This is a genomic window from Frateuria hangzhouensis, assembly GCF_026410505.1.
GTDB classification, from domain to species: Bacteria; Pseudomonadota; Gammaproteobacteria; order Xanthomonadales; family Rhodanobacteraceae; genus Frateuria_A; species Frateuria_A hangzhouensis.
Map to the genome: position 1 here is coordinate 55,103 of NZ_JAPMIU010000015.1, position 22,090 is coordinate 77,192.

The 22,090-nt window shown below is 67.5% G+C and carries 22 protein-coding genes and 1 tRNA gene; 11 read left to right on the forward strand and 12 right to left on the reverse strand.

Translation table 11 applies throughout. From position 1 onward, the window contains the following. Positions 1-23: 23 nt before the first annotated feature. On the reverse strand, positions 24-710 hold the full coding sequence (locus OSC30_RS14415) for a DUF2461 domain-containing protein (RefSeq protein ID WP_267172562.1): 687 nt from the start codon (positions 708-710) through the stop codon (positions 24-26). Between the two features lie 188 nt (positions 711-898). Beyond that, the gene (sbcB, locus tag OSC30_RS14420) at positions 899-2,347 is read right to left on the reverse strand and encodes an exodeoxyribonuclease I (RefSeq protein ID WP_267172563.1); all 1,449 of its coding nucleotides are present in this window, start codon (positions 2,345-2,347) and stop codon (positions 899-901) included. A 72-nt stretch (positions 2,348-2,419) separates the two neighbouring features. Between sbcB and orn the strand changes: the two genes are divergently transcribed. From orn to OSC30_RS14440, 4 genes are read left to right on the forward strand one after another with little or no spacing between them, the layout of a single operon-like run. Beyond that, the gene (orn, locus tag OSC30_RS14425; RefSeq protein WP_267172564.1) at positions 2,420-2,980 is read left to right on the forward strand and encodes an oligoribonuclease; all 561 of its coding nucleotides are present in this window, start codon (positions 2,420-2,422) and stop codon (positions 2,978-2,980) included. A gap of 8 nt (positions 2,981-2,988) precedes the next feature. Next, positions 2,989-3,897: a dihydropteroate synthase gene (gene folP / locus OSC30_RS14430; protein WP_267172565.1), complete on the forward strand. Its 909-nt coding sequence runs from the start codon at positions 2,989-2,991 to the stop codon at positions 3,895-3,897. Positions 3,898-3,943: 46 nt separating this feature from the next. Next, entirely contained in the window at positions 3,944-5,311 is a 1,368-nt protein-coding gene (glmM, locus tag OSC30_RS14435) for a phosphoglucosamine mutase (RefSeq protein WP_267172566.1), read from the forward strand. After that, complete coding sequence (locus OSC30_RS14440) at positions 5,308-6,240, forward strand: isopenicillin N synthase family dioxygenase (protein WP_267172567.1); 933 nt, start codon at positions 5,308-5,310, stop codon at positions 6,238-6,240. The genes glmM and OSC30_RS14440 overlap by 4 nt, the downstream gene beginning before the upstream one ends. A gap of 223 nt (positions 6,241-6,463) precedes the next feature. On the opposite strand, the gene OSC30_RS14445 is transcribed toward OSC30_RS14440, so the two are convergent. Next, positions 6,464-7,138, reverse strand: coding sequence for a DUF6445 family protein (locus OSC30_RS14445; RefSeq protein WP_267172568.1), 675 nt, complete (start codon positions 7,136-7,138; stop codon positions 6,464-6,466). Between the two features lie 54 nt (positions 7,139-7,192). Beyond that, on the reverse strand, positions 7,193-7,999 hold the full coding sequence (locus tag OSC30_RS14450) for an SDR family NAD(P)-dependent oxidoreductase (protein ID WP_267172569.1): 807 nt from the start codon (positions 7,997-7,999) through the stop codon (positions 7,193-7,195). 120 nt (positions 8,000-8,119) lie between these two features. Here OSC30_RS14450 and tpiA point away from each other — a divergent pair, with 120 nt between their 5' ends. The 4 genes from tpiA (at position 8,120) to OSC30_RS14470 (ending at position 10,325) form a co-directional block, all read left to right on the forward strand. Continuing rightward, positions 8,120-8,869 (forward strand): triose-phosphate isomerase, encoded by a 750-nt coding sequence (gene tpiA, locus OSC30_RS14455; RefSeq protein ID WP_267172570.1) that lies wholly within the window; start codon positions 8,120-8,122, stop codon positions 8,867-8,869. 22 nt (positions 8,870-8,891) lie between these two features. Beyond that, on the forward strand, positions 8,892-9,323 hold the full coding sequence (secG, locus tag OSC30_RS14460; protein ID WP_267172571.1) for a preprotein translocase subunit SecG: 432 nt from the start codon (positions 8,892-8,894) through the stop codon (positions 9,321-9,323). Between the two features lie 14 nt (positions 9,324-9,337). Continuing rightward, positions 9,338-9,422: transfer RNA gene (locus tag OSC30_RS14465), tRNA-Leu, on the forward strand. Positions 9,423-9,674: 252 nt separating this feature from the next. Next, the gene (locus tag OSC30_RS14470) at positions 9,675-10,325 is read left to right on the forward strand and encodes a response regulator (RefSeq protein WP_231325814.1); all 651 of its coding nucleotides are present in this window, start codon (positions 9,675-9,677) and stop codon (positions 10,323-10,325) included. Positions 10,326-10,653: 328 nt separating this feature from the next. Here the strand turns inward: OSC30_RS14470 and OSC30_RS14475 are convergent, their stop codons facing one another. Next, positions 10,654-13,707, reverse strand: coding sequence for an Rne/Rng family ribonuclease (locus OSC30_RS14475; protein WP_267172572.1), 3,054 nt, complete (start codon positions 13,705-13,707; stop codon positions 10,654-10,656). 340 nt (positions 13,708-14,047) lie between these two features. On the opposite strand from OSC30_RS14475, the gene OSC30_RS14480 reads away from it, so the two are divergent. Next, positions 14,048-15,055 carry an RluA family pseudouridine synthase gene (locus OSC30_RS14480; protein WP_425474758.1) on the forward strand — a complete coding sequence of 336 codons (1,008 nt, stop codon included), beginning with the start codon at positions 14,048-14,050 and terminating at the stop codon, positions 15,053-15,055. Here the strand turns inward: OSC30_RS14480 and OSC30_RS14485 are convergent. Further along, positions 15,018-15,356, reverse strand: coding sequence for a 4a-hydroxytetrahydrobiopterin dehydratase (locus OSC30_RS14485; RefSeq protein WP_267172573.1), 339 nt, complete (start codon positions 15,354-15,356; stop codon positions 15,018-15,020). The two genes, OSC30_RS14480 and OSC30_RS14485, sit on opposite strands and share 38 nt — an antisense overlap. A 237-nt stretch (positions 15,357-15,593) precedes the next feature. Between OSC30_RS14485 and OSC30_RS14490 the strand changes: the two genes are divergently transcribed. After that, a complete protein-coding gene (locus tag OSC30_RS14490; RefSeq protein ID WP_267172574.1) occupies positions 15,594-16,199 on the forward strand; it encodes an NfuA family Fe-S biogenesis protein in 606 nt (201 codons plus the stop codon). Positions 16,200-16,300: 101 nt separating this feature from the next. On the opposite strand, the gene OSC30_RS14495 is transcribed toward OSC30_RS14490, so the two are convergent. From OSC30_RS14495 to OSC30_RS14520, 6 genes are all read right to left on the reverse strand, one after another. After that, positions 16,301-16,654 carry a c-type cytochrome gene (locus tag OSC30_RS14495; protein WP_267172575.1) on the reverse strand — a complete coding sequence of 118 codons (354 nt, stop codon included), beginning with the start codon at positions 16,652-16,654 and terminating at the stop codon, positions 16,301-16,303. Positions 16,655-16,670: 16 nt separating this feature from the next. Continuing rightward, on the reverse strand, positions 16,671-16,994 hold the full coding sequence (locus tag OSC30_RS14500) for a c-type cytochrome (protein WP_267172576.1): 324 nt from the start codon (positions 16,992-16,994) through the stop codon (positions 16,671-16,673). 143 nt (positions 16,995-17,137) lie between these two features. Next, on the reverse strand, positions 17,138-18,364 hold the full coding sequence (locus OSC30_RS14505; RefSeq protein WP_267172577.1) for a TraB/GumN family protein: 1,227 nt from the start codon (positions 18,362-18,364) through the stop codon (positions 17,138-17,140). Positions 18,365-18,447: 83 nt separating this feature from the next. Continuing rightward, entirely contained in the window at positions 18,448-19,338 is an 891-nt protein-coding gene (locus OSC30_RS14510) for a carbon-nitrogen hydrolase (protein ID WP_267172578.1), read from the reverse strand. Between the two features lie 87 nt (positions 19,339-19,425). Then, positions 19,426-20,463 carry an agmatine deiminase family protein gene (locus OSC30_RS14515; protein WP_267172579.1) on the reverse strand — a complete coding sequence of 346 codons (1,038 nt, stop codon included), beginning with the start codon at positions 20,461-20,463 and terminating at the stop codon, positions 19,426-19,428. A gap of 131 nt (positions 20,464-20,594) precedes the next feature. Then, positions 20,595-20,930, reverse strand: coding sequence for a hypothetical protein (locus OSC30_RS14520; RefSeq protein WP_267172580.1), 336 nt, complete (start codon positions 20,928-20,930; stop codon positions 20,595-20,597). A gap of 143 nt (positions 20,931-21,073) precedes the next feature. Here OSC30_RS14520 and OSC30_RS14525 point away from each other — a divergent pair. Then, positions 21,074-22,090 (forward strand): ABC-F family ATP-binding cassette domain-containing protein (locus OSC30_RS14525; RefSeq protein ID WP_267172581.1); only part of this gene is annotated, 1,017 nt, incomplete at its 3' end.

Consider the following 22,090-nt stretch of genomic DNA (forward strand, 5'->3'; position numbering starts at 1 on the left):
CCCTACGATGTCTTCGCCAAGGACTAGAACTCCAGTTCCTGGGCAGCGCACAGGTAGTCGACCATCGGTGCCACGCGCTTGAAACTTTCGACCGCCCACGGCAGCAGCTCGGACGAGCAGGCGAACGCGTCGTCGAAGTTCTCGCCGGCGGCGAAATCCTTGCGCTTGAGGTCCTCGATCAGCTCGTGCCCGGGATCGAAGCCGCGCGGCGGACGGGTCAGCGCCGCACCCCAGAAGCTCAATCGCTCGCGGAACGCCTTGCCCTGGGTGGCACGCTTCCATGCTTCCGGGTTGTCGGCGAGGAAGCCGCGAATGTTCTTCAGCGTGTCCGACTCCGGGTGCCACATGCCGCCACCGGCGAAACAGTCGCCCGCCTCGATGTGCAAATAGAACGAGGGCGCCGGAATCTCGTGGCGGCGTTCGTGGAAGAAGCGGGAACCCTGCCAGGTCTTGTACGGCAGCTTGTTGTTCGAGAAGCGGGTGTCGCGGTGGATGCGGAACAGCGATCCGCCGTTCTTGCGTGCATCGGCGCGGTAGTGCGGGCTGATCCTGCCCAGCGGCGCGGCCATGTCGGCGATCAGCGCCAGGAACGGTTCGCGCACGTGGCGTTCGTAGTCAGCCTTGTGCGCGGCGAACCATTCGCGGCTGTTGTTGCGGCCCAGGGCGCGCAGGAAGCGGAAGGTGGCGGGAGTGAAGTAGGGCTGGGACATCCGCCGATTATCGATCAAAGGGCGGCTGTAGGAGTGCCCTTGGGCGCGACTGCCATGCCTCGCACCGCGTGATACCGCGGTCGCGCCCGAGGGCGCTCCTACAGGGCACCTCGAAAAACCCCGTACGCTTCCGGCGACCACTGTAGGGCTGCTACAACATCGCGCGAAAGGAAGTTATTCGAGGATCCCTACAAGATCGCTCCGGCCAGCGCGGGCGAGGGCGCCAGTTCATGGCCCCAGGCTTCGAGCTGGTCGAGCAGGATGGTCTGTTCGGGCCGCTGCTGGCGCAGCGCCGCGATGCGGGCGAAGTAGTCGTCCAGCGTGCGTGCCGTGAGCGCGCCGGGGCGTGTCAGGCGCGCCTGGCGGAACGCCTCCCAGCGGGCCTGTTCTTCCGCGTCCAGGGCATCGGGCCAGTTGCGCGCGCGGTAGCGGAACAGCAGTTCCGCGTAGCGTGGATCGCGGAACGGGAAGCTGCGCCCGCCCAGCTGCTCCGGCGGCGTGGCGCGCACGTCGGCCAGCAGGCGCTTGTCGGCATCGGGCAGGAAGCCGTTGTAGAGGGCCAGCTCCGGGTCGTCCGGCGGCGCCAGATCGGCGGCGCGGGCAAACACCCGGCGCAGCTTGTCGGCCAGGCCGTCGGTGGCGCGCAGCAGGGCGTGGTGGCGCAGGCAGCGCTCCAGGTCCAGCTTCAGCCGGCCGTGGTCCAGGTCGCGCAGTACCGACAACGGCGCCAGCGCGGGGGCGCGATTGGCGCGCACGGTGCGCAGCGGAATGCGCTCGACGCCCTCGGGCAGGTCGGCGCGCGCGGTGAAAATGCGGTCGGCGATGTCCTCGTCGTCCAGCGCCAGCCAGAGCGCCGGATCACAGTCCAGGTCGTAGACGATCACCTCGCCGGCACGCGACGGATGCGGCGCCAGGGGTGCAATTACCGCCAGGCAGTGGCGGCTGGCCGGGTAGCGCGAAGACACGTGCACCAACGGGGTCATGCCGGCCACATCCAGCAGCCCGAATACCTTCTGTTTGCGGCGCAGCGCGAAGTGCCAGTCCCACAGCCGCGGCTGGCGAACGCGGATCAGCCGCGCCAGGTCGATCAGCGCGTAGACGTCGGACAACGCGTCGTGCGCGCGCTCCTGCTTCAGGCGGTTGGCGGTGGCCAGGTGCTCGAGCTTGAAGCTGGGCGTGCCGTCCTCGCGGGTCGGCCAGGCGATGCCCTCGGGCCGCAGCGCCTGGCACATGCGCACCAGGTCGATCAGGTCCCAGCGAGAATTGCCGTTCTCCCATTCGCGGCCGTATGGCTCGAAGAAGTTGCGGTACAGCAGTTGCCGGGTGAACTCGTCGTCGAAGCGCAGCGAGTTGTAGCCCACGCCGCAGGTGCCGGGCGCGGCCAGCTGTTCGTGCACGCGGGCGGCGAATTCGGCCTCGCACACGCCCTCGCGCTCGGCCTGCTGCGGGGTGATGCCGGTGATCAGGCAGGCATCCGGGTCCGGCGGCATGTCGCGCGGGGGGCGGGCGAAGAACATCGCCGGTTCGCCGACGATCTCCAGATCGGCGGTGGTGCGGATGCCGGCGAACTGCGCCGGCCGGTCGCGCCGGGGGTCGGCACCGAAGGTTTCGTAGTCATGCCAGAGGAACGTCTGCATGAAGCCGATCATCGCATGACCAGCGGCCGTACACGGACGCCTGCGCTAGACTGCGCGCTCCAAGGAGGATGCATGAGCCACGCGAACGACGAAAACCTGATCTGGATCGATCTGGAGATGACCGGCCTGGATACGGACAACGATTCCATCCTCGAGATCGCCACGATCGTGACCGACAAGGATCTGAACGTGCTGGCCGAGGGGCCGGTCTTCGCGATCCGCCACGAAGTGGACCGGCTGGAATCGATGGACAGCTGGAACCGCAACCAGCACAGCAAGTCGGGCCTGTGGCAACAGGTACTCGATTCGACCACCGACCACGCCCAGGCCGAGCAGGCCACGCTGGATTTCCTCAAGCCCTGGACGCCGGCCGGGAAATCGCCCATGTGCGGCAATTCGATCTGCCAGGATCGGCGCTTCCTGCATCGTCAGATGCCGCGGCTGGAGCGGCATTTCCACTACCGCAACCTGGACGTGTCCACGCTCAAGGAGCTATCGCGGCGCTGGTCGCCGGCGATCGCGCGCGGGCTGAGCAAGGAAGCGGCGCATACCGCGCTGTCTGACATCCGCGATTCCATCGCGGAGCTGCGCTATTACCGCCAGCACATGGGCGCGCTGGGCGGACAAGACTGATTCCGAGCATGTTCGAAGACCCCTTCGCCACCGTTCTCGATTGCGCCGGCCGGTCACTGGTGCTCGACCGCGCGCGGGTGGTCGGCATCCTCAACGTGACCCCCGATTCGTTTTCCGATGGCGGCGCTTTCGCCGACACTGATGCCGCCGTGGCGCACGGCCTGGCGATGGCGGAGCAGGGCGCCGACATGCTCGACGTGGGCGGCGAATCGACCCGGCCCGGCGCGGACGACGTGCCGATGGAAGAGGAGCTGCGGCGCGTCATGCCGGTGATCGAACAGTTGATCGCGCGCACCACGCTGCCAATCGCCATCGACACCTCCAAGCCCGAAGTCATGCGCGTGGCCGTGGCTGCCGGCGCCGGCATGATCAACGACGTCTACGCGCTGCGCCGCGAGGGCGCGCTGGATGCGGCCGCCGAACTGCGCGTGCCGGTTTGCCTGATGCACATGCAGGGCGAGCCGCGCGGCATGCAGGACGATCCGCGCTACGACGACGTGGTTGGCGAGGTGCACCGCTTCCTGACCGACCGCCTGTTCGCCTGCGAGCTGGCGGGGATCGACAAGCGTCGCGTACTGGTCGACCCCGGTTTCGGCTTCGGCAAGACGCTGGAGCACAACCTGGCGCTGCTGCGTGCGCTGGAACGCTTCACCGGCCTGGGCGCCGGTGTCTACGCGGGCCTGTCGCGCAAGGCGGTGATCGGCACGCTGACCGGCCGGCCCGCGGGCGAGCCGCGCGCCGCCGGCTCGGCCGCCGCGGCGCTGGTCGCGGTACAGCGTGGCGCGCGCATGGTGCGTGTACACGACGTCGCGGCCACCGTCGATGCGCTGGCCGTCTGGCGGGCTGTGCAGGAAGGCGACACGCCGCCCCGTCGCGACACGCCGCCGCCGGCTCCACGCTGGCCAGACGAAGACTGAGCTACATAGGTGGTGCCCGTCCCGTGGCGCCGCGCAAGGAACGACGATGAGCACACGCAAATACTTCGGTACCGACGGTATCCGCGGCCTGGTCGGGGAATGGCCGATCAGCGCCGACTTCATGCTGCGGCTGGGGCGCGCCGCGGGCGCGGTGCTGGCGCGCGATTCGGAGCGCAAGCCACTGGTGTTGATCGGCAAGGACACCCGCGTGTCCGGTTACATGTTCGAGTCGGCGCTGGAAGCGGGCCTGGTGGCCGCCGGCGTGGACGTCGGCCTGCTCGGGCCGATGCCGACGCCCGCGGTGGCCTTCCTCACGCGCTCGATGCGGGCGGCCGCCGGCATCGTGATCAGCGCCTCGCACAACCCGCACCACGACAACGGCATCAAGTTCTTCTCCGCGCAGGGCGAGAAGCTCTCCGACGAGATCGAGCAGGCGATCGAGGAGGAACTGGAGGCCGAGTTCGTCACCGTGCCTTCCGAGCAACTGGGCAAGGCCACCCGCGTCGCCGATGCGGTGGCCCGCTATGCCGAGTACTGCAAGGCGACCGTGCCCGAGGAATTTTCCCTGCGCGGCATGAAAATCGTGCTCGACTGCGCGCATGGCGCCACCTACCAGGTGGCACCGAAGGTGTTCAGCGAGCTCGGTGCGGACGTCACCGCCATCGGCGACAAGCCGGACGGTTTCAACATCAACCGCGACGTCGGATCGACGCATCCACAGGCGCTGCAGCAGGCGGTGCTGGCACGCAACGCCGACGTCGGCATCGCCTTCGACGGCGACGGCGACCGGGTGATCCTGGTCGACCGCAACGGCACCATCGCCGACGGCGACGACATTCTCTACGTGCTCGCGCGCAGCCTGTTTGCGCGCGGCTGCCTGCGCGGGCCGGTGGTCGGCACGCTGATGAGCAATTACGGCCTGGAGCAGGCGCTGGCCGAGCTGGAAGTGCCGCTGATCCGCGCCAACGTGGGCGACCGCTACGTGTTGCAGCAGCTGAAGGCCCATGGCGGCATGCTCGGTGGCGAGACCTCCGGCCACATCCTGTGCCTGGACCGCGCCACCACCGGCGACGGCATCATCGCCGCGCTGGCCGTGCTGGAGACGCTCGCTGCGTCCGACCAGGATCTGGCGCTGGCCCGCCGCGGCCTGCAGAAGCTGCCGCAGGTGATGGTCAACGTGCGTGCGCAGGGCGCGCGGGAGGCGTTGGCCAGCGACACCGTGCGCCACGCGCTGACCGAGGTGGAACGCACCCTGCAGGGACGGGGGCGCGTGGTGTTGCGGGCATCGGGTACCGAGCCGGTGGTGCGGGTCACCATCGAGGCTGCCGATGCGGGCGAAGTGCAGCAGTTGGCCGGCTGGCTGGCCGACGCCGTAAAATCCGCCGCGCATGTGCACATGACGGAAAATCCATGAAGCAAGTCCCCACGCTCGACATTCGCCGCTACGATACCGACCGCAACGCCTTTGTCGCCGAACTCGGCGCGGCCTACCGCCAGTTCGGTTTCTGCTGCATCAGTGGGCACGGCATCCCGCGCGACCTGGTCGATGGCGCCTATCAGGCGTTCGAGCAATTCTTCGCCCTGCCTGCCGATACCAAGATGAAGTACCACGTGCCCGGCTCCGGCGGCGCGCGCGGCTACACCCCGTTCAAAGTGGAAACGGCCAAGGACAGCCGCTTCCCCGATCTGAAGGAGTTCTGGCACGTCGGCCGCGAAATCCCGCGCGACTCGAAATTCGCCGACGTCATGCCGCCGAACGTGTGGCCGGAGGAAGTGCCGCAATTCAGGCCCTGCGGTTATGGCCTGTACGAGGCGCTGGATCAGTTGGGCACGCGCGTACTGCGCGCGCTGGCGCTGCACATCGGCTTGCCCGAACACTACTTCGAGGACAAGACCGACCAGGGCAACTCCATCCTTCGCCCGATCCACTACCCGCCGATCACCCAGGACAACATCCCCAACGTGCGCGCGGGCGCCCATGAGGACATCAACTTCATCACGCTGCTCGTCGGCGCCAGCGCCGAGGGCCTGGAAGTGCTGAGCGAGGGCGAGTGGCTGCCGATCACCACCGAGGGCGACGCCATCGTGGTCAACATCGGCGACATGTTGCAGCGGCTGACCAATCACGTCTATCCGTCTACCTCGCACCGCGTGGTCAACCCGCAGAACGAGAACGCGCGCAAGCCACGCTATTCGGTGCCGTTCTTCCTGCATCCCAACCCCGACGTGGTGCTGGATCCGCTGCCCGGGTGCGTCACACCCGACAATCCAAGCCGCTACGACACCTCGTTGACCTCGCACGAATACCTGATGCAGCGGCTGCGCGAGATCAAGCTGATCTAGAGCACGCTCCACTTCTCTTCCTTCCGGGCATCCGGTCCGGATGTGTGCGGTCCCCGCGATGTGCTCCCTCGCCCCTCCGGGGAGAGGGTTGGGGTGAGGGGCCGGGGCTCGCCATGATCTCCATTTTTTCTTCCCCGCCTACCCGCGCCAGCGTGGAGGGCAGGGTTAGGAAGCGTTCTGCCCCGTCAGAAAGCGGCGGGCTGAAGCCTGCCCTACGCGCCGGTCAGGCCATCCAGAAAAACACCGCCGTCATCCGTTTGCTCGCGGCATCCTCCAGCCCCCAGTACGCGCTGGCACTGTGCACGAGATTGGCCTTGTACAACAGCAGCCGGTTGAACCGATGCGCCACGCGCACGTCCTCGACAAAGGCGTTGGGTTGCACGAAGCGGTTGCCCAGCGCGTCCACCAGGTTGCGGTGCGGCGGCGCCACCATGTTGCCGCCGAGCTGGCCGCCGGGCATGCGCTGGCGGAAGAAGCTGGTGCCGCAACTGTCGGGCACCGCCGGGTTGAGGTACAGCACGCCCGCGTAGCGGCAGAGATTGAGCGAATCGGTATGCGGCTTGATCGCGCCTTCGACCGCGCCCACCACCTGCACGCAATTGTGGTTGAGCTTCTGCCCGGCTTCGGTCTGCTCGACCCACAATTTCCTCGCGCCGGTGGCGGTGCGCACCTGTGCCTCGATCGCGGCCAGTTCGTCCAGTTCCAGTGCCGGCATGGTCCGCATCCCGGGCCAGGCCTCGCCGGTGGTCGGGAAGCCGTATTCCCAATCCGTCCGGGCCAGGCAGCGTTCGCGCACCGCCATCGGGTCGGGCAGCGCATCGTCGACTACCCAGTAATCGCGTCCCTCGGTGGGCTTGCGGTAGGGCAGCGGGCGCATCTGGGTTGGAAACAGGCTCATGGCGGGTCTCGCGGCGGCAAGCGGCCACGGTAGCGCAGTCGGGTGATGCGCAGATCAATCGAGCTGGCGGTAGCGCTTCGATTCGCGTGCCGACAACCACAGCCCGAGCCGATCGGGAGTGAGCTTGGCCAGCGCCTTGATGGCGCGGTTGACCCGGCCGGCGACGTGGACGGCCTCGCCACGATCGACCGCTTCGATACCCTCGCGCACCACCGTTCGCGCGTCCTGCCACATGAAGCGAGGCAGCTTGCCCACCAGCGCGCGGGTGCCGGTTACGTCGTGGAACTCCGACCAGGTGAAGCCCGGGCAAAGCGCGCACACGTGCACGCCCAGGTGCCGGTTCTCCAGCGCCAGCGACTGCGAGAACTTGATCAGGTAGGCCTTGCTCGCTGCATACAACGTGTGCCCGGCCGAGCCCGGCACATGCCCGGCCAGCGAAGCGACATTGACGATGCGCCCGTAACCGCGCTCGCGCATGCCCGGCAGCAGCCGCCATGCCAGTTCGGTCGGCGCGGTGAGCAGCACCTGGAGAGAGTCCGCGTGGACCGGCCAGCCGCTGGCCTCGAAGGTGCCCGGGACGCCATAGCCTGCGTTGTTGACCAGCCAGTCCACCGCCAGCCCCCGGTGTTGCAGGGCGTCAGCCAGTTCGCGCGGCGCCGCCGGATCGGCGAGGTCGGCAGGCAGGACGTGGGCCTGCACGCCATGGCGCTCGTGCAGCTCGGCGCCAAGCATGTGCAGGCGCTCGGCCCGCCGTGCCACCAGCACCAAGTCGTGGCCGCGTGCGGCCAGTTCACGCGCGAAGGCGGTGCCGATGCCGGCGGAGGCGCCGGTGACCAGGGCGAGCGGGCGATCGGCAGGCATCGGCGGTTCCATGGCAGGCGGAAAGGCCATGATGGCCGAGCGCCCGCACACCTGCCAGCACCCGTTTGCCGCCCTGCGAGGCGCTCGCTATCCTTGCCGTTTTGTATCGGGTGACTTCGCATGCGCAGGAAACTGATTGCCGGCAACTGGAAGATGCATGGCAGCCGCTCGATGGCCGAGGCGCTGGTCGCCGGCATTGCCGCGCAGCGTCCGCAGGATGTCGACGTGCTGGTGTTCCCCCCGTTCCCGTATCTGGCCGAGCTGGCCGCGCGCCACGGTGCCAGCGGCATCGGTTTCGGCGGCCAGGATGTCAGCGAGCACGAGGGGCAGGGCGCCTACACCGGTGAAGTCTCCGCGGCCATGCTGGCCGACGTGGGCGCGCAGTGGACCTTGGTGGGCCATTCCGAGCGCCGCCAGTATCACCGCGAGAGCGACGAGCTGGTCGCGCGCAAGTTCGCCGCCGCCTGCGCCGCCGGGCTGACGCCGATCCTGTGCATCGGAGAAACGCTGGAGGAGCGCCAGGCCGGGCAGACCGAGCAGGTACTCGCGCGCCAGCTTCGCGCCGTGTTCGCCCATGGCGGCATCGCCCCGTTCTACACCGCCGTGATCGCCTACGAGCCGGTCTGGGCGATCGGCACCGGGCACACCGCCACGCCCGAGCAGGCGCAGCAGGCGCACGCCTTCATTCGTAGCCAACTGGAAAACGAAGATGCTATGATTGCCCGTCTGACCCGGCTGCTTTACGGCGGCAGCGTCAAGGCGGCAAATGCCGCGGCATTGTTCGCGCAGCCGGACGTGGATGGGGGCCTGATCGGCGGTGCTTCGCTCACCGCAGACGATTTCCTCGGCATCTGCGCCGCGGCGCACTGAAGCGCCCACGGATTCCTAAAGAATGTTTGTCATCTTCAGCGTGTTTTACATCCTGATCGCCGCGGCGATGATCGTGCTGATCCTGATGCAGCGCGGCGCGGGCGCCGATGCTGGCTCGGGTTTCGGCGGCGGCGCGTCGGCGACCGTCTTCGGCGCACGCGGCTCGGCCAGCTTCCTGACCCGCGCCACCGCGGCGTTGGCGGCGCTGTTCTTCCTGCTGAGCCTGGGCATGGGCATTTACCTGAGCAACAACGGTGCCCCGCAAGCCGCGCAGTCCGACCTGGGCGTGATGTCCGGTCTTGCCAACAAGCCCGCGCCCGCCCAGAATGCGCAGCCCGCGGCGCCGGCAGGCACCGACGTTCCGCAGGCTCCGGCCGCGGCCAACAGCGACGTGCCGGCTGCCGGCGCTCCGGCAAAGTCGGACGTTCCCGCCCCGGCGGGCTCGACGAAGTAGAACGCAACACACCTGCCCAGGTGGCGGAATTGGTAGACGCACTACCTTGAGGTGGTAGCGCCGAGAGGCGTGGGGGTTCGAGTCCCCCCTTGGGCACCAATACCGGAAGCGGCACTGTCCTGCCGCTTTCCCGAAGAACCCGCCGCATGGCGGGTTTTTTTGTGGTTCATCGCGTTCTCCAGGGAACGCGATGGCCACGCTCCCTGGCAACGCACGGTTGCCCACAGTGCCACGCTTTCGGCTCTTTTCCGCGAACCTGCGAGAACCTTTTTTGTCGCTGTGCGCGCAAACGCTTGCATTGCGGGGGGCGCCCGCCTACTTTTCCTTCACTATTCCCAAGGAGGGCTTGAAGTGATCAACATCGTGCTCGTGGATGATCACGAACTGGTACGTACCGGCTTTCGCATGATCCTGCAGCAGCAGCCGGACGTGCGCATCAAGGGCGAGGCGGGAACGGCGGAAGAGGGACTGCGGTTGATCCGCACGCTGGCGCCGGACGTGGCGCTGGTGGACGTGCATATGCCAGGCATGAGCGGCATCGAGCTAACCGAGCGGGTAATCCGCGCCAAGCTCAACACGCACATCATCATCATTACCGTGGTCGACGATGCACGCTTTCCAAAGCGGCTGCTCGACGCCGGCGCGCTGGGTTATCTGACCAAGGGCTGCTCGGCCGACGAGTTGCTGGTGGCGGTACGCCAGGTGGCCAGCGGGCGTCGCTACCTGGCGCCGGCTGTCGCGCAGCAACTGGCCCTCGCCACGCTCGACGGCAACAGTGGTTCGCCGTTCGATGCGCTTTCCAGCCGCGAGCTGGAAGTGGCGATGATGCTGGTGCGAGGCAAGCCACTGACGGTGATCGGCGACCAGCTCAATCTGAGTCCCAAGACGGTATCGACCTACAAGCAGCGCCTGATGGAGAAGCTGCAGGTGGAGCACGTGATCGGCCTGGCACACCTGATGACCGTGCACGGCTTGCTCGATGCGCCCAACCAGGTCGGCTGAGTCGGGCAGAGCCGGTCTGCGGCGCTTGGTTGTCGCTGATTTCTGCGGAGGACCGGAAACGGCGAATGAGCTGGGTTCGCTCGTTCGTGCAAGAGGTTCCCCGTGGAAAGGCGTTCGAGCCGAGGGGTTCGAGGTTGACTGTAGGAGCCGACAAGGGCGGCGCTAGTGTGACAAGGCCTCGATGCGGCGTGCGCTGCTACCGGAAATGCCCGTTATTCGAGCTTCCTTGTAGGGCCGCCGGGTCGCGACGATGAAAAAAAAAGCCGGACGCGAGTCCGGCTTTTTTCATGGCGATCCGGGCCGCTGAAACTGGCCCGGACTGGTGGTTTCACCCCTGCGTGGCATCCTTGGATGGATGCGTGTCGTTCGGCGATGCCGGTTCCTGGCTCGACGGCGCGGGCTTTTTCTCGGTGTCTGCAGGCGGGGCCGCGGCCGGGCCGGATGCGAGCAGGTCGCCCTGCGCGGGCATCGGCGCCGCCGATTCGGTCATGTCAGAACGCTCGGCTTCGTCGCTGGCGGGAGCCTGCGGTTCCACGGCAGCTGCCTTGGTCGGCTTCGCAGGGATCTCCTGCGCCGGCTCCGGCATTCTGGCGGGCTCGGCAGGAGATGCCTGCACAGGCTCCGGCGTCTTGACCGGCTCGACGGGCATTTCCCGCACGGACGCTCCCGGCGCCTCGACCGGCTCGATGGACGACACCTGCGCGGGCTCCAGTGCCTTGACCGGCTCGCTGGTCGATTCCTGTGCGGGTTCGCGCGCGGGGGCGGCCACCGGCGCGGCGGGTGCGATCTCGTCAGACGCAGCGGACGCCGTCGCGGTTGCTTCGCCATCGGTCGTGGCCGGAATCGGCGGGAGCGGGGGCAGGTTGAACGCGGTTGCCGCCGGTGCGGGAGTGACGGCCTCCGGCTCGGCAGGAGCGCGTGGCTCCAGCCCGGCGTGTGGCGCGTGCTCCGGCTGCGCCGAAGGCGCGGCCGCCGACGAGGCCACGACCGCGGTCACGGCAACGGCCGCCGGGATGACTGGCGTGGTCGCTTCAGCCGATTTCGGTGCAGCGGCAGACTCAGGACCATCGCGATCCTCATCGTCCAGCTCGTCGAGCTGATCAGCGGGCGAATCCTGGATGGGCGTGCCGTCTTCATGGCGACGGCGGCGGCGACCGCCGCGGCGACCGCGACGCCGGCGCGGCTGGCCACCGTCCGCCTCCGGCTTGGTGTCGGTCGGGGTGGCGTCCGCGTCAGCGGGGGCCACGATGGGCGCTTCCAGTTCCTTCGGCAGATCACTGACCGGGGTTGCGGCGACGGCGGCGGGCTGTTCGGCCTGCGGCGAGCGCGGAGTGCGCTCGGGCTTGGCCGGCGTCTTGCGCGGTTCCGTGATTTCCGCGTTTGCCGCAGGCGCCGGCTTGGGCTGGCGCGGCTGCTGTTCGCGGGATTGCTGGGTTTGCGATGCGCGCGAACCGCCCTCGCTGCCGCGCTGGCGCGGATTGCTGGCCTTGGCCGAGCCGCCCTTCGGCTGCTGCGTCTGGCCGGATTCGCGACGCGTGGAACGCTGGGCACCCTGGCCCTGCTGCGGACGGCCGCGCTCGTCGCGCCGCCCTTGGCGGGCGGCTGGCTGCGCGGGACGCTTGCGTTCGGCCGGCGCCGGTGCGGGTGCCTCGGCCGGGCCGCGGAACCAGCCGAGCAGGCGGGCGATCACGCCGCCCTGCGGTGCTGGCGCGCTGGCCGGACGGGCGCGCGGTGCGGCAGGCGCGGGCGCCGCCGCAACCGGTACGTCCTCGCGCACCGGCGCCGGGGTTGCCGGCACGATGCCGCTGACCGCCGGCTGTTCGGAGCTGCCCAGGGTCTGGCCCATCTTCGGAATCGGAGCAACCTCGACTGCGGTCAGGCGCTCGTAGCTGGGCTTGCTGTGCTCGCCCATGTCCGCTTCCTTGATCCGCTGGATCTCGATGTGCGGCGTCTCGAGCTTTTCGTCGGCGACGATGACCACGTGCACCTTGTTGCGCAGCTCGATCTCGACCACGCTGGCGCGCTTCTCGTTGAGCATGAAGTTGGCCACCGTCGGCGGGACCTGCACCAGCACCTGGCCAGTGTTGTCCTTCATGGCGTGCTCTTCGATCAGGCGCAGGGTCGAGAGCGACAGCGATTCGATGCCGCGGATGTGGCCGTGACCCTCGCATCGCGGGCAGACGATCTGGGTGGCTTCGCCCAGGCTCGGGCGCAGTCGCTGGCGGGACATCTCCAGCAGGCCGAAGCGGCTGATGCGGCCGATCTGCACGCGGGCGCGATCGAGCTTGAGCGCTTCCTTGAGTTTTTCCTCGACCTCGCGCTGGTGGCGCGGGCTGTCCATGTCGATGAAGTCGATGACGATCAGGCCACCGGCGTCACGGATGCGCAGCTGGCGGGCGATCTCCACCGCCGCCTCGACGTTGGTGTTGAACGCGGTCTCCTCGATGTCCGAGCCCTTGGTGGCCTTGGAGGAGTTGATGTCGATCGCGGTCAGCGCTTCGGTCTGGTCGATCACGATCGAGCCGCCGGAGGGCAGGCGCACCTGGCGGTCGAACGCGCTCTCGATCTGCGTTTCGATCTGGTAGCGCGAGAACAGCGGGGTGTCGTCCTTGTACAGCTTGAGCTTGCGCAGCGAGGTGGGCATGACCTGCTGCATGAACTCGCGCGCGTCGTTGTAGAGCGATTCCTCGTCGATGAGGATCTCGCCGATATCGGTGCGCAGGTAGTCGCGCAGGGCGCGGATGAACAGCTTCGATTCCTGGTAGATCAGGAACGGCGCTTTCTGCTTGGCGGCGGCCTCGGAGATCGAACGCCACAGGGTCAGCAGGTAGTCCAGGTCCCACTGCAGCTCTTCGGCATCGCGGCCCATGCCGGCGGTGCGCACGATCAGGCCGACGTCGTCGGGGACGTTCAGGTGATCCAGCGCTTCCTTCAGCGCCTGCCGATCCTCGCCCTCGATCCGGCGCGAAACACCGCCGGCCTTCGGGTTGTTCGGCATCAGCACCATATAGCGGCCGGCCAGGCTGATGAAGGTGGTCAGCGCGGCGCCCTTGTTGCCGCGCTCTTCCTTCTCGACCTGGACGACCAGCTCCTGGCCTTCCTTGAGCAGCTCGCGGATGCTGGACTTGTTCGGGTTCAGGCCCGGGGTGAAGTACTGGTCGGCGATTTCCTTCAGGGGCAGGAAGCCATGGCGCTCGGCGCCGTAATCGACGAAGCAGGCTTCCAGCGATTGCTCGACGCGGGTGATGCGGCCCTTGTAGATGTTGGCCTTTTTCTGCTCGCGGGAGGGAATCTCGATATCGAGGTCGTACAGGGTCTGGCCATCGACAATGGCCACGCGCAACTCTTCACGCTGAGTTGCGTTGATCAACATGCGTTTCATTGTAGTTATCTTCCTTCGGCCTGGCCGCGCGTCGCGTGCCACGGTGGCGCCTAGAGGGGCTGCCTGCCGGGATCGCGCCGCTGCGGGTGGCGGCAAATAAAACCGGCATCGTCCGACACCGGGGTGATTCGTGGCACGCGCCCTTAGCCGTGTCGCTACCCCCTGGCGGCGGACAACGGCATCCCGAACCGTTACGATGAGAAGGGAGTTTACGGCCGGCTGCCGGGGTGGCCACCGGCGCAATCCTCGCCGACGTCGCGGACGGGCGTCCCCGCCACATCGAACTCGGAGGGGGACATAAAGCGCCCGCCGAGTATCCTATTACCCCAGGTTTTTTTCAATGCAGACGGTAACTTCCCACGATGCACCTCAAGGTGTGCGTCAAGTCGATATCGGCCCGGAGCGCGACGGCCAGCGAATCGACAATGCCCTGGTGACCCTGCTCAAGGGCGTGCCCAAAAGCATGATTTACCGCCTGTTGCGCACCGGGCAGGTTCGCGTGAACGGAAAACGCGCCAAGCCCGATACCCGTCTCAGCGCCGGTGACACACTGCGCATCCCACCGGTGCGTACGGCCGAGCGGGCGCCCGATCGCGGCCCCGCGCCGGAGCTCATGACCCAGGTCGCCGAGGCGGTGATCTTCGAGGACAAGCATTTCCTGGCCATCGACAAACCCTCGGGTATCGCCAGCCATGGTGGTTCGGGCGTCAGCCACGGCGCCATCGAACTGCTGCGTGCCGCCCGTCCGGAACAGCACCTGGAACTGGTCCATCGGCTCGACCGCGATACCAGCGGTGTGCTGGTGTTCGCCAAGACCCGCGCCGGCCTGACCGGGCTGCAGGCAGCCATCCGCGCCGGCGAGGTGACCAAGCAGTACCTCTGCCTGATGGTCGGCCACCCGCCCAAAGCCCGCTTCGACGTCAATGCGCCGTTGCTGAAATCGGTACTCCAGGGCGGAGAACGGATGGTAAGAGTGTCCGATAACGGCAAGCCATCATTGACTTTTTTCCGCGAGATGGAGCAGTACACTGGCGCCCGTCTGATGCAGGCGACGCTGGGCACCGGGCGTACGCACCAGATCCGCGTGCATGCGGCGCACATCGGCTATCCGCTGGCCGGCGACCCGAAGTACGGCGATCGCGAGGCCAACAAGCGCTTCCGCGAGAAAGGCTTGCACCGGTTGTTCCTGCATGCCGCGCATATGGGTTTCGAGCTGGAGGGGCGTGCCTATGGCTTCTCGGCACCGCTCCCGGATGACTTGAAGAACTTCCTCGATGGGCTTGGCAATAAAGGAAAGAGTACGCGCTGGCTCAGGCCAGCAGCGCCTCGACCCGGGCCGCGCAAATAAAATCGTTGAGCGACAGTCCGCCCACGTCGTGGGTCGACCACAGCACCTGGCAGTGGCCGTAACCGGCTTCGAGGTCGGGATGGTGATCTTCGCGGTTGGCCATGAAGCCGATGGCGTTGATGAAGCCGAGCGTGCGATGGAAGTCCTCGAAACGGAAGTCCTTCGCGATGGCCTTGCCGTCGCTGCCGAGCTGCCAGCCAGGCAGTTGCGCCAGTAGGTCCTGTACCTGCGCCGGCGCGAGCGCGTGTTCCTTGCCCTTGCGTGGTTGGCAATGCTGGGTGGAGAGGTCGTTGCGGTTCATTGCGAGCTCCGGCCATGGAAAGGGGGGAAGCGTCTGAGTTACGCGAGGAAAAGTCAAAGACCTCGTAGGAGTCCACTTGTGGGCGATGCTTTATTTTTTTTGTCCGCAAAGGGCATCGCCCACAAGTGGGCTCCTATGAAGGACGAATGGTCGGGTCGGCCGGACTTTTGCGTGAAACAGGACTAAAATGGTGCTGTTTTCGCCGGACGTCCCCGCCGGCGCTGGAGAGTCCGTCCAATGATCGATATTTCCGACCGTGCGCAGCAGCACTTCGTCCGCCTGCTGGCCCAGCAGGGTGAGGAGCTGGGCATCCTGCTGCGCGTGACCGCGCCGGGCACGCCGGCAGCCAATTGCGAGCTGGAATTCTGCGAACCGCGCGAGCTCGACGGCGGCGAGTGGCTGGTCGAGTGCAAGGGCTTCAACTTCTACCTGGAAGGCGACAGCGCACGCTGGCTCGACGGCGCGAGCATCGACTACGAGCCCAACCCGACCGGTGGCCAGCTCAACATCCGCGCGCCGCGGATCAAGGGCGACATTCCCGGTGCCGACGCGGGCCTGGTCGAGCGGGTGCGCTATGTGCTGGAAGCGGAGATCAATCCTCGCATTGCCTCGCACGGCGGCCGCGTGAGCCTGCTGGAAGTCAGTGCCGACGGTGCGGTGCTGCTGCAGTTCGGCGGCGGCTGCCACGGGTGCAGCATGGTGGACGTGACGCTCAAGAACGGCGTGGAGAAGACGTTGCGCGAGCGGGTGCCGGAGATTACGGCGGTGCGCGATGCGACCGACCACAGCGGTGGGCAGAATCCGTACTACAAGGAGGAGGCGGGGCATTCGGCGATGGGGTGACGCGTGAGCATGCGTTTGCCCCCTCTCCCCGGAGGGGAGAGGGGGCAAACGAAAAAGGCCCGCTGTAGCGGGCCTTTTGCTTTTATCTGATTGGAGCTGGCTTACTTGTCGCCCTGGATATGCCCGTCCAGCGTATGCAGCTTGGTCGGCAGGCTGGAGAAGTAAGCGGCGACGTCCTCGATGTCCTGGTCGGACAGGGTGGCGACGAAGCCCTTCATGATCGGGTTGTTGCGGCGGCCGTCCTTGTACTCGTGCAGGACTTCCTGCAGGTACATGTTGTACTGGCCGGCCAGGCGTGGGTACTGCGGGTCGACCGCGTTGCCATCGGTGCCGTGGCAGGCGAAGCAGGTCGCGGCCTTGGTCTTGCCGTTGGCGATGTTGCCTTCGGCCAGCAGCGCGGTGGAGGACAGCGCCAGCACGGCGCCGATCGAAAGCAGGGTGAGCGCACGCTTCATGCGGGAATCCTTCGGCTTACTTGGCAAGGCTGGAAAGGTAGGCGGCGATGTCGTCGATGTCCTGGTCGGACAGGCTCTGTGCCTGCGCCATCATCGTCGGATGGGTGCGGTCGCCAGTCTTGTAGCCATGCAGCGCGTTGATGATGTACTGCTCGTTCTGCCCGGCGATCTTCGGCACGGGATAGTCCGGGTAGGCATTGGTGTAGCCGTCGATACCGTGGCAACCGTTGCAGGTGTAGACCAGCTTGCGGCCGTTGGCCTTGTCGCCCGCCGCATGTGCGTTGCCGGCGGCGAGGAGGGCTGCGGCCACGGTCAGGCCGAGCAGTTGCAGTCGAGTCATCTAGATCGTTCCCGCGCTTGTGGTCAGGGGTACAAAGTCGCGGAAGTATAGTGTCTGCTTCACGTCACGGACAACTTGACGCATCGCCATGATGGAAATCAAAGGCGTCGCGCGGGACTGTCGCGCGCCTTCCGCGGCGGCGCTCAGAGCAGGCTCTTGAAGATCTGGATGCCGGCGGCGTACTCGCCGATCACCGTGCCCGCGCTGACCAGGATGAAGTTGAGCAGGGTGCGTGCCACGCGGTTCTTCCACCAGCCCTTCCAGTTCTCGATGTCGTCGCGTAGCGATTCGAAATCGGCCACGCGCGGACGCCGGACCCATGCCTCGGCCATCGCGCTGATGCCGCCGGCGGGAATGCCGGGGCGGAACGGCTTGATCGGCGCGGCGACGAAGGCGGCCAGGATGCTCAGTGGATGCGAGCCAGCCGCCAGCGCGCCCAGCGCGGCGCAGCCGCCGGTGAACAGCACCCAGTTGCGCAGCGCCTGCGCGCCCAGCGTGGGGTTGCGATGGAAGGCGTAGGCGATCGCGGCGAACACCAGCAGCACCAGGCCCAGCGCCAGCCACTTGGGCCAGCGCGCCTTGGGCGGCAGTTGCGCCAGTTCGGTGATGCGCTGTGCCGGCGGTTCCTGCTGCTGGCGCAACTGCTCGCACAGGCCCTTCAGGTGCCCCGCGCCGATCACCACCAGCACCCGGCGCACGGACGGCGAGCCCAGCGCCAGTTCGCGCAGGCGCGCGGCCATGTAGGCGTCGCGTTCGCCGATCAGGCTGTTGTAGAGCGGTGCGGAGCTCTGCGCGAATTCGCCGAAGGCGCTTTCCAGCAGATCGCCTTCCTTGAGCTTTTCGATCTCCTTTTCGTCCACCTGCTCGCGCTCGAACACGCTGGCGATCAGGCCGCCGAGCAGTCCGAAGCGCGCCCAGGCGCCGACGCTGCGCCAGGCACGCTTGAGCGTGGTGCCGACCTCGCGGTCGATCAGCCAGACCGGCAGCCCCGCACGCTCGGCGCCGTCCATGGCCGCCTTCATTTCGGCGCCCGGCTGGATGCCGTACTGCGCGGCCAGCCGCTGCTGGAACGAGGACAGCACCAGGCTCGCCGCGACCATGCCGACCTTGCCCTGGCGGATCACCTGGAACAGATCCATCTGCTTGAAGGCATCGGGATTGCGCATCCCCTCGGCGCGGCTCGGACACAGTTCCACCGCCACTGCGTCGAAGGCCTCCTGGGACACCAGCGCCTCGACCGCCGCCACGCTGGCGCGGGAGACGTGCGCCGTGCCGAGCACGACGTATTCCACGCCATCGCGGGTGGCGCGCTCCAGCGGCTGGTCGAGCAGGGCGTCGGGCAGGGCGGCGCCGGATTCTGGAAGGGTCATGCGGGGTCCGGGGGCAGGGTGGTGGGCTGAAGCCCACCCTACAAGGGCGTGGTGCGTAGGGTGGGCTTCAGCCCACCGGCTCTTCAGTCGCGATAGCGCTTCAACAGATCGCCATAGGCGTCGATGCGACGATCACGCAGGAACGGCCAGATCCGCCGCACGTGCTCGCTGCGTTCCAGGTCGATGTCGACTACCAGCAGCTCGCGTTCGTCGGTTCCCGCCCTGGCCAGGAACTCGCCCTGCGGTCCGGCCACGAAGCTGGTGCCCCAGAACTGGATGCCGGCACCCACGCCGGACGGATCGGTTTCGTAACCGGTGCGGTTGCAGGCCAGCAAGGGCAACCCGTTGGCCACGGCGTGGCCGCGCTGCACGGTGACCCAGGCCTCGCGCTGGCGGTCCTTCTCGGCCTGCTCGTCGCCGGGATCCCAGCCGATCGCGGTGGGGTAAAGCAGCAGCTCGGCACCGGCCAGCGCCATCAGCCGCGCGGCCTCCGGATACCACTGGTCCCAGCACACCAGCACGCCGAGGCGGCCGACTGAAGTGTCGATCGGCTCGAAACCCATGTCGCCCGGGGTGAAGTAGAACTTCTCGTAGAACGCCGGGTCGTCCGGGATGTGCATCTTGCGGTACTTGCCGGCGATCGCCGCCGAGCGGTCGAACACCACGGCGGTGTTGTGGTACAGGCCGGTGGCGCGCTTCTCGAAAATCGATGCGACCACCACCAGTTGCAGTTCCGCGGCAAGCTTGCCGATGCGCTCGGTCCCGGGGCCGGGAATGCTCTCGGCCAGGTCGAAATCGTCCACGCATTCGCGCTGGCAGAAGTAGGGCCCGTTGTGCAGTTCCTGCAGCAGCACGAGCTGCGCGCCGGCGGCGGCCGCCTCGCGCAGGCCTGCCTCGATCGCGTCGAGATTCGCATCGCGGCTGCCACGGTGGGTTTCCTGCAGCAACGCGACTTTGAGTGTCTTGCCGGTCATGCCTTTCTCTTGCCTGGGTTCGGTCGATACGGGCAGTTTAGCGGAGCGCGACCGGCCGGTTGTCGCCAAAGCGTTGGCGGGCGGCTCTCAGCCGAGCAGGCCGGCCGGCAGCTGCATGGTAATGCAGTGCAGGCTGCCGTTCTGCCAGATCAGCGGGCGGCAGGGCACCTGCACGACTTCGCGGCCGGCATAGGCCGCGCCGATGATGCGCGCGGCTTCGTCGTCGGCCGCATCGCCGTAGGCAGGTACCAGCACGGCACCGTTGATGACCAGGTAGTTGGCGTAGGACGCCGCCAGGCGCCGGCCCTCGTCCATGATCGGCTGCGCCCAGGGCAGCGGCGAGAGGCGATAGGGCTTGCCTTCGGGCGTACGCAGGGTGGTCAGCTCGCCGGCCATGCGGCCCAGTTCCTGATGGTGCGGGTCGCCCGGATCGTCGCAGGCCTGGAACACGATGCGTTCGCCGGGCGCGAAGCGGGCGAGGGTGTCGATATGCGCGTCGGTGTCGTCGCCCTCGAGATAGCCATGGTCGAGCCACAGCACGCGCCCGGCATGCAGGTGCTCGCGCAGGATCGCGTCCATCGCCTCGCGCGACTGCTCCGGATGGCGCTGGTGCAGGCAGCGCCAGGTGGTCAGCACGGTGGTGCCGCCATCGCTTTCGATGCCGCCACCTTCCAGCGCCCAGTCCACCCGTTCGTGCGCGGCCGGACCGAAGACGCCGGCGGCGACCAGGCCGGCGACCAGCGCATCGTCCTGCTCGGCGCCGAACTTGCCGCCCCAGCCGGTGAAGCGGAAATCGGTGAGCTGGAAACCCTGCGCCGAAACCAGCGTGATCGGGCCCGAATCGCGCAGCCAGGTGTCGTCGTAGGGCAACTGGACGAAGCGGACCCGGCCGAAGTCCACGTCCACATTTCGCAATGCGTCTTCGGCGTCGGCACGCACGTCTGCATCGGCCACGACCACGACCAGCGGCTGGAAGCGGGTGACCGCGGCGGCCAACGCGGTGTAGGTGGTCTTGACCTCGGCCAAACGCGCGGCCCAGTCGGTACCCTCATGCGGCCAGGCGATCAGCACCGCGTCCTGCGGTTCCCATTCGGCCGGAAGGCGCAAGGTGGGGGAGGAGGTCATCGTGGCGCTCGCATCGGTCTGGAAGCGGCGGAGTGTAGATGAGCCGCCGTGGCCTGGACATGAGCAAAGCAAAATGGATCCCGCGTTTTGCGGGAACCCATTCCACACCGATGCGTGCCGCCGGGGCGGCCTTACTGCACGGACGCCGGGTTGTGATTGTTCCCCGCCGGCGTGTTGAGCACCGCGTGGATCACATGGTCGTGCTCGAAGTACACGATGAACTTGCTGTAGTCCCAGCGGTTGATCACCGGGTGCTTCTGCGTGTCGCCGCCGCGCGGCTGCAGTTTGCGCTGCGGTGCGCCGTAGCGCTTCTCGACCTGCGCCATGGTCATGCCGCGGGCGGGCAGGTTCATGCCCTGTTCCTGCTGCACGCGGTGGATCAGCAGGTTGTCGCCGGCCTGCGCCATCATCGGCACGCCGAACGCGAGCGTGGCGAGCATCGCCAGGCCGCCAGTGAACTTGACCATGATTCCCCTCTCCACAAAGGTTCCTGTGCGGCGCCGTTGTAGCAGATGTGCGGCGGGGGCGCCACGAGGGTGCATGACGGCTGAGATGGGCTAGGCATTCCAGCCCGGCTATCATCGCGGGTCGCCCGCCTACGTTTGCTCCCATGATCGCGTTCCGCCATTTCGCCCTTCGCCGCGGCAGCCGCCTGCTGCTTTCCGACATCGACCTGACCATCCAGAGCGGATGGCGGTTGGGTGTGATCGGCCGCAACGGTTGCGGCAAGTCCAGCCTGTTCGCCGCGCTGCAGGGGCGGCTGGAGTCCGACGCCGGCGAACTGGACATGCCGGCGAAGCTGCGCCTGGCCTCGGTGGCGCAGGAAACCCCGGCGCTGCCCGATGCCGCGCTGGACTACGTATTGGGCGGCGACGAGGACGTGGCCGCCGCGTTGCGCGACGAGGCCGACGCCCAGGCACGCGGTGACGCCGAGGCGATGGCGCGCGCCCACCACCGTATCGAGGAACTGCACGGCTACGACGCCCGCGCCCGCGCCGGCCGCCTGCTGCACGGCCTCGGCTTTTCGCCGGAAACCCACGAGCGCGCGGTCAGGGAATTTTCCGGCGGCTGGCGCGTGCGCCTGAACCTGGCGCGCGCGCTGATGGCCCCGTCCGACCTGTTGCTGCTGGACGAGCCCACCAACCACCTGGACCTCGATGCAGTGCTGTGGCTGGAGGAATGGTTGCGTCGCTACCAGGGCACCTTGCTGGTGATCTCGCACGACCGCGAATTCCTCGATGCGGTCACCTCGCACACGCTGCACCTGCATGAAGGCGGCGCGCGGCTGTACACCGGCAACTACAGCGCCTTCGAACGGCTGCGCGCCGAGCAATTGCGCCAGCAGCAGATCGCGCACGAGCGCGAGCAGACCGAGCGCGCGCATCTGCAATCGTTCGTCGACCGCTTCAAGGCCAAGGCCAGCAAGGCCAAGCAGGCGCAGTCGCGGATGAAGCGGCTGGAGAAGCTGGCCGGCACCGAGGCGGTGCGGGCGGAGCGGCCGTTCCGGTTCCAGTTCGCGGTGCCGGAGCGGTTGCCGGATTCGATGTTGCAACTGGAGGAGGTGTCTGCTGGTTACGCGGTCGTGCCCCCTCTCCCCTCCGGGGAGAGGGCTGGGGTGAGGGGCGGG

Bases quoted from the DNA above. Each gene is read 5' to 3' on its own strand.
- OSC30_RS14415 (WP_267172562.1), bottom strand. From the start codon at position 710: ATGTCCCAGCCCTACTTCACTCCCGCCACCTTCCGCTTCCTGCGCGCC.
- sbcB (WP_267172563.1), bottom strand. From the start codon at position 2,347: ATGCAGACGTTCCTCTGGCATGACTACGAAACCTTCGGTGCCGACCCC.
- orn (WP_267172564.1), top strand. From the start codon at position 2,420: ATGAGCCACGCGAACGACGAAAACCTGATCTGGATCGATCTGGAGATG.
- folP (WP_267172565.1), top strand. From the start codon at position 2,989: ATGTTCGAAGACCCCTTCGCCACCGTTCTCGATTGCGCCGGCCGGTCA.
- glmM (WP_267172566.1), top strand. From the start codon at position 3,944: ATGAGCACACGCAAATACTTCGGTACCGACGGTATCCGCGGCCTGGTC.
- OSC30_RS14440 (WP_267172567.1), top strand. From the start codon at position 5,308: ATGAAGCAAGTCCCCACGCTCGACATTCGCCGCTACGATACCGACCGC.
- OSC30_RS14445 (WP_267172568.1), bottom strand. From the start codon at position 7,138: ATGAGCCTGTTTCCAACCCAGATGCGCCCGCTGCCCTACCGCAAGCCC.
- OSC30_RS14450 (WP_267172569.1), bottom strand. From the start codon at position 7,999: ATGCCTGCCGATCGCCCGCTCGCCCTGGTCACCGGCGCCTCCGCCGGC.
- tpiA (WP_267172570.1), top strand. From the start codon at position 8,120: ATGCGCAGGAAACTGATTGCCGGCAACTGGAAGATGCATGGCAGCCGC.
- secG (WP_267172571.1), top strand. From the start codon at position 8,892: ATGTTTGTCATCTTCAGCGTGTTTTACATCCTGATCGCCGCGGCGATG.
- OSC30_RS14475 (WP_267172572.1), bottom strand. From the start codon at position 13,707: ATGAAACGCATGTTGATCAACGCAACTCAGCGTGAAGAGTTGCGCGTG.
- OSC30_RS14480 (WP_425474758.1), top strand. From the start codon at position 14,048: ATGCAGACGGTAACTTCCCACGATGCACCTCAAGGTGTGCGTCAAGTC.
- OSC30_RS14485 (WP_267172573.1), bottom strand. From the start codon at position 15,356: ATGAACCGCAACGACCTCTCCACCCAGCATTGCCAACCACGCAAGGGC.
- OSC30_RS14490 (WP_267172574.1), top strand. From the start codon at position 15,594: ATGATCGATATTTCCGACCGTGCGCAGCAGCACTTCGTCCGCCTGCTG.
- OSC30_RS14495 (WP_267172575.1), bottom strand. From the start codon at position 16,654: ATGAAGCGTGCGCTCACCCTGCTTTCGATCGGCGCCGTGCTGGCGCTG.
- OSC30_RS14500 (WP_267172576.1), bottom strand. From the start codon at position 16,994: ATGACTCGACTGCAACTGCTCGGCCTGACCGTGGCCGCAGCCCTCCTC.
- OSC30_RS14505 (WP_267172577.1), bottom strand. From the start codon at position 18,364: ATGACCCTTCCAGAATCCGGCGCCGCCCTGCCCGACGCCCTGCTCGAC.
- OSC30_RS14510 (WP_267172578.1), bottom strand. From the start codon at position 19,338: ATGACCGGCAAGACACTCAAAGTCGCGTTGCTGCAGGAAACCCACCGT.
- OSC30_RS14515 (WP_267172579.1), bottom strand. From the start codon at position 20,463: ATGACCTCCTCCCCCACCTTGCGCCTTCCGGCCGAATGGGAACCGCAG.
- OSC30_RS14520 (WP_267172580.1), bottom strand. From the start codon at position 20,930: ATGGTCAAGTTCACTGGCGGCCTGGCGATGCTCGCCACGCTCGCGTTC.